Source organism: Veillonella sp. (assembly GCF_015058545.1).
Classification (GTDB): domain Bacteria; phylum Bacillota; class Negativicutes; order Veillonellales; family Veillonellaceae; genus Veillonella_A.
The window spans coordinates 1-6,095 of record NZ_SVCB01000004.1 but is presented as its reverse complement, the minus strand read 5'-3'; the positions used below and the strand labels follow the sequence as shown (position 1 = coordinate 6,095).

Sequence of the window (6,095 nt, the reverse complement as noted above, 5' to 3'; positions counted from 1 at the left end):
GTTATGAATCAGCAGCGTGAAGTTCTTTATGATCAACGCCGCAAAATCTTGGGCAATGAATCGTTGCGTGACACTATCATGGAAATGGTTGATTCTTTAGTAATTAAAGCTATGAATCAATATGCCGATGAAAAATTATATCCGGAAGAATGGGATTATGAAGGTCTATTAAAACATTTAGAACTTTTCTTCTTAGAACCGGGACAGCTTACGGTGGCTGAAATGGAAGATTTGGGCCGCGGTGAATTGCAAGAACGTTTGCTTGCTATTGCGCATGAAGAATATGATAAACGAGAACAACTCATTGGCGAAGCCAATATGCGTGAACTCGAAAAAGCAGTTATGCTTAAAGTTGTGGACAGCAAATGGATGGAACATTTGGATTCCATGGATATGCTCCGTGAAGGTATCGGCCTTCGTGCATACGGTCAGAAAAATCCGCTTGTTGAATACAAATTTGAAGCGTATGATATGTTTGAAGCTATGATTGAAGCCATTCAGGAAGATACGATTATGTATCTCTATCGCATTCGTATCGAATTGAATGACAATGTGATTGAAGAAGAATCAGCTGCAGATCCCCTGGCCAATGCGCAAACCCATCATGATGATGTGTTGGAACCACAAAATGTAGATTAGAACACGCAGAATGGTTCGTTGCCGGGAGTTATTTTCGGCACGGCCATTTTCTGCTTTTCAGTAGTATTATTAGAAAGAGGTGAATAGATTGTTAGAGGATTTAAAAGGCCCTATTGACAATTTAGAGGAGCGTATTTATGGAATGAGGGATTCACTTTAACATCGCTCAGAAGGAAGATCGTATATTTACGTTAGATGTTAAAATGAGTGACCCTGAATTTTGGAATGATCCGGAATCGGCGAAAGAAATTTCCCAGGAAGCGATCCAGCTTAAAGATGCCGTAGAAGGTTATAAAGCTTTAGTCGGAGAGATTGAAGACCTAAAGCTTATGCTTGATATGGCCATCGATGAGCAGGATACTTCCATGGAAGCAGAACTTAAGGCACAGGTTGAACACATTACGGAAGAAGTGGAACGGCGTGAAGTATTATTGTTACTTAGCGGTGAATATGATACGAATAATGCCATTTTAACTTTCCACGCCGGTGCGGGCGGCACGGAAGCTCAAGACTGGGTGTCCATGCTGATTCGTATGTACTTGCGTTGGGCTGAGCAACATGGCTTTGCCATTACTATGATGGATGAACAGCCCGGTGATGAAGCAGGTATAAAAAGTGCCACTTTCCTCATTAAAGGGGAAAATGCTTTCGGCTATTTGAAGTCTGAAAAAGGGGTACATCGTTTGGTTCGTATTTCGCCGTTTGATGCGAATGCACGACGCCATACATCCTTTGCAGCCGTTGATGTTATGCCTGAAATTGATGATACCGTAGACATTCATCTGGATATGAAGGATGTACGTGTTGATACCTATCGCGCCAGCGGTGCCGGCGGTCAGCATATCAATAAAACTGACTCCGCTATTCGTATGACCCACATTCCGACGGGTGTAGTAGTCCAATGTCAGAGTGAACGTTCACAGATTCAAAACCGTGAACAAGCGTTAAAACTGTTGCGTGCCAAATTATTTGAACTGGAATTGGAAAAACAAGCGGAATTAAAAGAAAAGATCGGCGGGACCTATCAAGCTATTGAATGGGGGAGCCAGATTCGTTCTTATGTATTCCATCCGTACAATTTGGTCAAAGACCATCGTACCGGTGTAGAAACAGGGAATATTCAATCCGTTATGGACGGTAATTTGGATGCCTTCATGGAAGGGTATTTGAAGAAAGAAGCTAATTTGAAAATATAGGAGACGATTACAGAAATGAAAAAGTTTATCGCCTTTTTAGTTGTTGTCATAGTAGCTATTGTAGTAGCGGCACAATTCTTTTTGCCGAGTTTTGTGGCTAACAAACTGGAACAGGAAATTAACAATAAATTACATCCTGAAACAATTTCCTTACGCATTGAATCTTCACCGGCTATTGCCATGGTTGGCGGTCGCGTAGATGTTATGCGTGGTGTTTTGGAAAATGTAAAATTAGGCAATTTAAATTTTGCTGATGTTCATATGGATGTAAATAATTTAGAATTCAGTCCTATCGCTTTATTTATGAACCAGACCATGGAAATTCAGCAAATGGGCAAAGGTGAAATCGAAGGTACTGTTACAGCTTCTGACTTGAAGGACTTCATGGAACAAGCTGTAAAAGGCCTAACCATTCAAGATGTAGTGATTAATTCTGACGGTATTGAAGTAGTCGGGTCGGTGGACATGGGCTTTGTGCGTGGTACTGCCAGCATTAAAGGCAACTTGGAAATCAAAAATAATGCCCTCGTATTCTCACCGCAGCGCTTTGAAATTAACGGCGCCGGCATCGGTGGTTTAAATGCGTCCGTATTAAAACAGATTACTATTTATGACTTTGCGGAATTCCCAATTCCTGTAAAAGCCGATCGCATTGAAACAGAAAATGGAGAACTTCATTTGTTTGTCAATTCGATAAGTAAGTAAGAAAGGTGTTACTGTGAAGGAAACTAATAGAAAAAAGAGAAAACATTCTTTAGTCCTTATTGCGATTATTATTATCGGTTTGGTGGCCGGATTATTCCTGGTGCAACAGCGTCATCAAGTGGAAGAAGCCCAAAATCAGATTGAAAATATAGTCGACTATGATGCTGTATTGAGAGCTTCTTCTTTTGAAAAGCGAAGTACGGCTGACGCCTTAAAAGCCTTAAAAGATGCAGGCGTTACAGGGATGGCCATTTATGACCGTACCCTTACCAAGGCTCGTGATGTCGGTGAGATTTTAGTCTATCATGGTGAAGATGCCGCTATTATGCAATTCTATGGACCACAACCGCAGCCGGGTTACACCTATATCGTAGCGGCGCCCGGTAAGGAAGGCTACTTCAAAGAAATTCACGAAGATTTGGTTCAACGCTTAGGTAAGGATAAAGTAGGGGTTATGTACTCCAACCGCGGACCTGTTTTGGCATTGTCACAGCCATACGAAGCATTGATGGATATGAATTTAAGCATCTCCCGTTTACAGGCTGAAGAAGTAAGCCGTCAGGGCTTCGACGTTATTGTACGTCCTACTAACTTTAAACAGGTTACCCGTGAAAATGTTGACCTCGTGTTTAGTCGTTTGGATGGTATACCTAATGTAACGGGCATGGTTTTTGTAGGCAAGGAAGCGTTAGGCTATCCTAATTTTATCGGCCTTACTAATGAATATTTGCATAATTTGCGTATTCCGGTTGTAGGGATTGAAGCGGTAAATCAATTGCAATATGAAAATCAGGTCGGTTTTAACAATGACTTATCCGTAGCCGATGAATACAGTGTTGGTCGCTTATATACAATTGCTAAGGACGAGTTCAAAAAATTACCACCTGAAGAAGTGGCGCAACGTTTTTATATCAGTGATATTGAACGTAATATTCGCTTTAATTTATTGCCGATTTATGAAGAAGGCAGCGATAATAAGACGGCCTTAGAATCAAGTATTACGTACATGAAATCGCTTAAAGAAAAACTGGAAGATCGCGGCTTTACCTTTGGTCGTGCTTCTATTTATCCGCCATATACACCGGGGCCAATCGCAGTTGTGTTGACCATGGCCGGCGCCGTGGCCCTCTTTACCTTTATGGTTAATTTACTCTTGCCGATGCGTAAGCACCGTCAGTTAGTATTAAACTTTACGTTGCTGTTAATTACAGTAGTACTTTATACAGTAACGGGTGGTACTTTAATCACTCAAATTTGGGCCTTAAGCACAGCGATTGCGGCACCGGTTGTGGCTATTATCCTCATTATGGATTGTTGGGTACGTCGGGCTGACGGACCGGTCGTAGGACCTTGGCGGGCGACCCTCGATGCTGCCGTATATCTTGTAGGGGCTGCTCTTATTGCGGCTATCGGTGGTATTATGATCGCCGCTATGCTCGGTAATACACGCTTTTTCATGGAATTTGCTTTATTCCGCGGTGTTAAATTGGTATTCGTAGCACCGATTATATTGACCGCAATTGCTTATTTACAGCGATTTCCGCTTTGGCAGGGCCGTACGATTGATTCCTGGCCTGAATGCCGAAGCTTTATGAAATCTTTCTTGACCTTGGACGTTAAGATTTATATGATTGCTATTTTTGCTATGCTTGGCGTGGTTGGCTGGGTCTTTGTGGGGCGCAGCGGTCATACAGCCGGTGTGCCGGTGCCGGGCTTTGAAATTGCCTTACGCCGTTTCCTAGAAAATACATTATATGCTCGTCCTCGTGAAAAAGAATTTTTAATCGGTCATCCCGCTTTGATGTTGGCATCTTTTGCCCTCTTGCGTCGTTGGCCTATGGTTTTACATTTCTTATTTACAATTGCCGGGGTTATCGGTATCGGATCCATGGTGGAAACCTTCTGTCATTTGCGGACGCCGGTTATGATGTCCATTGCACGCGGTTATGACGGCCTTTGGTTAGGCGTTGTTTTCGGCGTTGTGGCAATTTTAGTATTCCGCTTCTTAGCCTATGTGGTTACATGGGCTCGTAAACGGGAGGTAGCTAATGACTAGACTTGTTATCTCCGGTTATTACGGGTTCGGTAATGCAGGTGATGAAGCCATGTTGGCTGCTATTTTGGAAGCTATTTTAGAAGTAGTACCGGATGCGGACATTACCGTTATTTCCGGCAATCCAGGTCACACCGCAGCCAATCACGGCGTCAAGGCTATTGGCCGTTTTGACATGTTTGGGATTTTAAATGCCATCGGTCGCTGTGATTTATTGATTAGCGGTGGTGGCAGTTTATTGCAGGATGTAACGAGTAAACGCAGCTTATACTATTATTTAAGCATTATTACTTTGGCCACGAGTTTTGGTAAACGGGTTATGCTCTATGCACAGGGCATCGGCCCGCTTCGCCGTAAACGAGCACGTCAGATTGTCGGTCAGGTATTGAATAAAGTCACTATGATTACCGTTCGTGATGAGCGTTCCAAAGCGGAATTGCTCGATATGGGGGTAACTAAGGTGCCTATTCAGGTTACCGCCGATGCAGTGTTGGCCATGCATCCCGTAGATAAAACTATCGGACGACGTTTATTAAAACCGTATCAGTTGTCCGGCGTACGTTATCGCGTAGGTGTATCGGTGCGTAATTGGAAGCAATCGATTGCCTATCGCGGCGAATTGGCCAAAGCACTCGACCGATTGCATGAGGAATTGGGAGCCCAAGTGGTATTCATTCCCATGCAGCATCCGGCGGATACGCAAGAAGCTATGGCCATTAAAAGTCTTATGAAGAGTGAACCGGTAGTGTTGGAACGCATGTATAATACGACCGAGCTTTTAGCTTTGGAAGGTTGTATGGACGTTTTAATCGGGGTTCGCTTACATGCTTTGGTTTTTGCGTCTTTAATGGAAAAACCCGTAGTCGGCATTTCGTACGATCCTAAAATTACCAATTTCTTACAGATGATTGGTCAGGAGCCGGTAGGGACTTTGGATGAAATCGAAAGTGATACCATATACGCTGCGACGGCCGGTTTTCTTGAAAACTCCGCATTACAGCAACAGGTGGTACAACGCATTATTAAGCTTCGCGAAGAATCACTTAAAAATGCACATATTGCTTTGTCGCTCTTGGATACGCCTAAATAGTATACATATGCCGGTTGCTTGGCTTATAGACGGCACTGGCAATTATATGGCTAAAGGTTTACAATAATATTGTTTTATATCGAATATTTCGTTAGAATTCAGAAATCTGCGTTACTTATTTTCCTAAAAGGAATGGAGGGTCTTTATGACAACATTAACAGCTGAGCAGAAGTCGTTAGTTCAAGAAAAGGCGACTGCAATTCGCGTAAGCATTCTCAAAGCCGTAACCGCCGCTAAATCGGGACATCCCGGTGGTTCTTTATCCATTGCGGATCTCATGGCGTTACTGTATTACGTAGAAATGAACGTTGATCCGAAGAATCCGAAAGACGGCAATCGTGACCGTTTTGTATTATCTAAAGGCCATGCAGCGCCGGCTTTATATGCCACGTTAGCAGAAAAAGGCTTTTTT

General features: G+C 43.0%; 4 protein-coding genes and 2 pseudogenes. All 6 read left to right on the top strand.

Annotated features, from left to right (window positions below; genetic code table 11):
* A pseudogene (secA, locus tag E7204_RS00165) lies at positions 1-639 on the top strand (preprotein translocase subunit SecA); the annotation flags it as partial.
* A gap of 88 nt (positions 640-727) precedes the next feature.
* Positions 728-1,835 (top strand): peptide chain release factor 2 gene (prfB, locus tag E7204_RS00160; RefSeq protein ID WP_295180426.1). Its coding sequence is split into 2 segments (ribosomal slippage): positions 728-784 and positions 786-1,835, totalling 1,107 coding nucleotides; the frame shifts between segments, so codons are not numbered across the junction.
* 15 nt (positions 1,836-1,850) lie between these two features.
* The gene (locus E7204_RS00155) at positions 1,851-2,540 is read left to right on the top strand and encodes an LmeA family phospholipid-binding protein (protein ID WP_295180424.1); all 690 of its coding nucleotides are present in this window, start codon (positions 1,851-1,853) and stop codon (positions 2,538-2,540) included.
* Between the two features lie 13 nt (positions 2,541-2,553).
* Entirely contained in the window at positions 2,554-4,596 is a 2,043-nt protein-coding gene (locus E7204_RS00150; protein WP_295180422.1) for a DUF5693 family protein, read from the top strand.
* Entirely contained in the window at positions 4,589-5,683 is a 1,095-nt protein-coding gene (csaB, locus tag E7204_RS00145) for a polysaccharide pyruvyl transferase CsaB (RefSeq protein ID WP_021840660.1), read from the top strand. The genes E7204_RS00150 and csaB overlap by 8 nt, the downstream gene beginning before the upstream one ends.
* 145 nt (positions 5,684-5,828) lie before the next feature.
* A pseudogene (locus tag E7204_RS00140) lies at positions 5,829-6,095 on the top strand (transketolase); the annotation flags it as partial.

What these genes read in the sequence shown, in the direction of transcription:
- E7204_RS00155 (WP_295180424.1), top strand. Translation starts at nt 1,851, where the DNA reads ATGAAAAAGTTTATCGCCTTTTTAGTTGTTGTCATAGTAGCTATTGTA.
- csaB (WP_021840660.1), top strand. Translation starts at nt 4,589, where the DNA reads ATGACTAGACTTGTTATCTCCGGTTATTACGGGTTCGGTAATGCAGGT.